This window comes from Ginsengibacter sp. (genome assembly GCF_057362405.1).
Window position 1 is genome coordinate 1 of sequence record NZ_JBMQQG010000080.1, and the last position, 3,998, is coordinate 3,998.

Genomic DNA, 3,998 nt, shown 5'->3' on the forward strand with positions numbered 1-3,998 from the left:
AAAGGGAGATTTAGCAATTTCGCTTTCAAATCCCACAATGCATTATCTACAGCACTTACTGCCATCATGGCTATTCCACAATCCCCGTTATTTCGTATGGCAGATATGGTATTGAAAGTAATGCTCTCAATATCCATCACATTTTTACCGACTACAATTTCCTTTAATGTTTTATCTATGATAGAGGCCGCGGCTTCATGTGCGTAAGTATATCCTAAGCCTTTTTTTCCGCCACCTTCAATTTCGGTCAATACCATCGTCGTGCTATTCCATTGTATGGTGCCGTCCGCTTCCGGTAAATCAGTTGGTATCTTATAGGCTGAAACTTTTAAACTCTTCACTAATATGGAATCACTTGATGTCACTTTAGTTATGAGCATGAGGTAAATAATTTTCCACTACATCTTTCCAGGATTGCTTTATCATATCCCATGAGTTAACGTCTCCCTTAACCATGGACGAAGCAAACGCTTTTGCCTGTTTAAATGTTATATGAGGTGGCAATGGCGGTACAGATGGATCCGTATACGCTTCCAGCACGACGGGTCTACGGCAGGCAAGTGTTTGCTCAATTGCCGAAACGATATCGTCTTCCTTATCAACTTTAATTCCGTCGAGCCCCAATATTTTAGCATATTCTGCAAACGGGAAATCCGGCAAATCCTGTGATGTTTCAAATTTTGGATCGCCTTCCATAATACGCTGCTCCCATGTTACCTGGTTTAAATCACGATTATTAAGTACCACTATAATTAATTTCGGGTTGCTCCATTGTTTCCAATATTTTGCAATAGTTATTAAACCATTGTTGCCGAGCATTTGCATAGCGCCGTCGCCTACTAACGCTATGGATACACGATCAGGATAGGCAAACTTTGCTGCGATGGCATAAGGTACTCCGGGACACATGGTAGCCAGGTTTCCGGAGAGTGACGCTTTCATGCCGGTGCGTATTTTTATATCGCGTGCAAACCAATCTGCAGACGTTCCGGAGTCAGAAGATAGGATGCAATTTTCAGGAAGACGTGACGAGAGTTCCCAATAAATTCTTTGCGGGTTAATCGGGCTGGCACTATTCATCGCCCTGGCGTCTACTACTTCCCACCATTCCCTGATATTTTTCGCTATATCATCTTGCCACGTCCTGTCGTCTTTCCTTTGCAGTAACGGAATCAGTTCCTTTAAAGTTTCTTTACTATCTCCCTGCAAATTCATTTCCATCGGGTATCGTATGCCGAGCATCTTTCCATCTATATCTATTTGCACACCACGTGCCTTACCTTCTTTAGGTAGAAATTCTGAGTAGGGGAAACTGGAGCCGATCATTAACAACGTATCGCAGTCCATCATCAAATCCCAACTTGGCTTCGTGCCTAATAAGCCAATAGATCCTGTAACGTAGGGGAGATCGTCAGGCAAAACAGCTTTGCCGAGTAGTGCTTTTGCAACACCTGCTCCTAACAGTTCTGCTACCTGCATTACTTCTGTTTCGGCTCCGAAGGCGCCGGCGCCTACGAGCATGGCCACTTTTTTTCCTTCGTTTAATATGTTCGCTGCTTTTTGTAAATCACTTTTTGATGGAACGATTCGTGGCACCGAATAACTAATGCCTGAATGAACAGTTCCATGTGCTCTTGCCGGTTCTTCAAAGGCAACATCCTGCAGATCGTTTGGAATAATAATACAGGTAACGCATCTTTCATTCTTCGCAATTCGTATAGCCCTATCAGTTAGGTGCCGTATTTGCGACGGCACTGTTGCCATGTGCACAAACTCGTGCGCCACATCTTTATATAACGAAATAAGATCCACTTCCTGCTGGTAGCTGCCGCCTATGGCGGCGCGGGCCTGCTGGCCAATAATAGCTACAACCGGCTGGTGATCCATCTTCGCATCGTATAATCCATTTAATAAATGAATAGCCCCCGGTCCGGAAGTTGCCATACATACACCAACTTCGCCCGTAAATTTCGCATGGGCACATGCCATAAATGCGGCATTCTCTTCATGCCGTACCTGTATAAATTCCATTTTATTTTCGAGGCGGTCTAAGGAGCCCATCAAACCATTTATACCATCACCTGGAAAACCAAATATTCTCCTGATTCCCCATTCATTTAATCGTTCGATAAGGAAATCGCCAACTGTCTTGCTCATAGTAAATTATATTAAAGGTTACGAATGATGTGTAAGTGAAGTAACTATTGGTTCTCAAAAGGCCTGCCATTATTGACAACGGTTGTAATCTCGCCATATTATTATCTTTTATGAATTCATCTCCCTTTAGAGAAGTAAGGATTTTTTTCCCCATTGTGGTAAGATTGACTACACTTTTTTATTACATCCATCGTATCAGCCCTGCTTGAAGAACGCATTAGTATTCTTTTAATAAATTTTGAGCAACGGATAGAACAACAGAGAAAATCTGGCACGTATTTTTTATTCTCACTTCAAAATTTACGTTATGCTTAAATACGCAGTTATATTTTTTATAATAGCTATCGTGGCTGCTGTCTTTGGATTTACGGGCATTGCCGCTGGCGCAGCTTCCATTGCGAAAGTGCTGTTTTATATTTTTATTGTGTTGTTTCTTTTGGCTATAATATTTGGGGCAAAAGTTTTCGGAAAATAATCAACATTAAAAAAATCACCGATTGGGCAATGTAACATCAATATTTGAAATGTGCACCTATCCTTGATAGTTAGTACATAGTGTTGCCTTGTACTTTAGTTGCACATCTGCAAAGGAAGTTATTGATGAAGCCGGCGATATAATTGTTTGCTAAAGGGAAAAAGTATCCTGTGGCCTCTCTACCCTCCTTGATAATCTACTGGCATGTCAGCACCAAATACTTAAGTAAAATAAACATTATCTATATGGCAAAATATTCTAAGAAAGCAGGTAAGAAAGTAGAAAAAGCCATGCATGAAATGCATGAAGGCAAACTAAAAAGCGGTAACAGTAAAAAGAAAGTTACTGATCCGAAGCAGGCAATTGCAATAGGACTTTCGGAGGCAAGAAAAGAAGGCGACAAAGTACCGAAGAAATCCTCCAAATAACCAGCTCCCAAAGAAGCACCTGAAAGTTCAAGTGGGCCAAAGTATTAATGCAATTGGCATTTCGAAAATTTAACCAGGCACTTAACAGTTTTGGTGATTTATTTGGTATCTAAAAGAAAGTTTGCGTCTTCATGTACTGGCATTTCATAGTCATTTTCGAAAGAATTAAAAACGATCGATATGAAAAAATTATTAGTTGCCAGTGAAGCCTTTATAGAAGGAGGCAACATACCTGCGAAATATACTTGTGACAGTGAAGCGATCAACCCGCCATTAATCGTTGATAGCATACCTGAAAAACTAAGACTCTCGCCATTATTGCTGAAGACCCAGATGCGCCGCGGGGAACTTTTGATCATTGGCTCTTGTGGAATATTCCGCCGGATCGAATTATAGAAGAAGCCAGGGCGTTGGGAACAAGCGGAAAAAACAGTGCCGGGAAAATGGGTTATTATCCACCGTGTCCGCCATCAGGGTCTCACCGGTATTATTTCACCGTGTTTGCTTTAAATACCAGCCTTTCTCTTGAAGAAGGGTCTGATAAACAAAAACTAAAAACGTCGATGGAAAATCACATACTTGCCCAAGGCGTTTTAATGGGGAAGTATCAAAAACAATCCCCTAATTTTTAGCTAATCCGTGTATTGCCGTCCTAATGAGAGGATTAAATTAGTGACGGCGTTATACATAATCCTGGTACGTTAATGAAAGCACGCACAGGTTAATATTCCATATTCAAATTGGTGAGAAAATGACGAGGACATTAATTTAGGGTTGAAAATTGTGGGGTGACCGTAAATGCCGTGCTTCATGTATTCGTTTATGCCCGGCTGTTATCCACCTATTTTATTCAAGCCTTAATACTGCATGACACCCATATGAAGTATGGTTATATTTCATAATGTAAAACTCTTCAACGTTTTACGGCTGTATTTTTG

5 protein-coding genes and 1 pseudogene are annotated in these 3,998 nt (G+C 41.0%); 3 read left to right on the plus strand and 3 right to left on the minus strand.

The annotated features are described in order from the left end of the window. Positions 1–380: pseudogene (locus ACO1O5_RS06980) on the minus strand (enolase C-terminal domain-like protein); the annotation flags it as partial. Beyond that, the gene (locus tag ACO1O5_RS06985; RefSeq protein ID WP_486269119.1) at positions 367–2,157 is read right to left on the minus strand and encodes a thiamine pyrophosphate-requiring protein; all 1,791 of its coding nucleotides are present in this window, start codon (positions 2,155–2,157) and stop codon (positions 367–369) included. The pseudogene ACO1O5_RS06980 and the gene ACO1O5_RS06985, both read right to left, overlap by 14 nt. A gap of 307 nt (positions 2,158–2,464) precedes the next feature. On the opposite strand from ACO1O5_RS06985, the gene ACO1O5_RS06990 reads away from it, so the two are divergent. Continuing rightward, entirely contained in the window at positions 2,465–2,632 is a 168-nt protein-coding gene (locus tag ACO1O5_RS06990) for a DUF1328 domain-containing protein (protein WP_486269120.1), read from the plus strand. A 245-nt stretch (positions 2,633–2,877) separates the two neighbouring features. Beyond that, positions 2,878–3,060, plus strand: coding sequence for a DUF6496 domain-containing protein (locus ACO1O5_RS06995; protein WP_486269121.1), 183 nt, complete (start codon positions 2,878–2,880; stop codon positions 3,058–3,060). A 98-nt stretch (positions 3,061–3,158) separates the two neighbouring features. Here the strand turns inward: ACO1O5_RS06995 and ACO1O5_RS07000 are convergent, their stop codons facing one another. Next, the gene (locus ACO1O5_RS07000) at positions 3,159–3,419 is read right to left on the minus strand and encodes a hypothetical protein (protein WP_486269122.1); all 261 of its coding nucleotides are present in this window, start codon (positions 3,417–3,419) and stop codon (positions 3,159–3,161) included. Here ACO1O5_RS07000 and ACO1O5_RS07005 point away from each other — a divergent pair. Beyond that, positions 3,378–3,692, plus strand: a complete 315-nt coding sequence (locus ACO1O5_RS07005; protein WP_486269123.1) for a YbhB/YbcL family Raf kinase inhibitor-like protein — start codon at positions 3,378–3,380, stop codon at positions 3,690–3,692. The two genes, ACO1O5_RS07000 and ACO1O5_RS07005, sit on opposite strands and share 42 nt — an antisense overlap. Positions 3,693–3,998 lie beyond the last annotated feature (306 nt).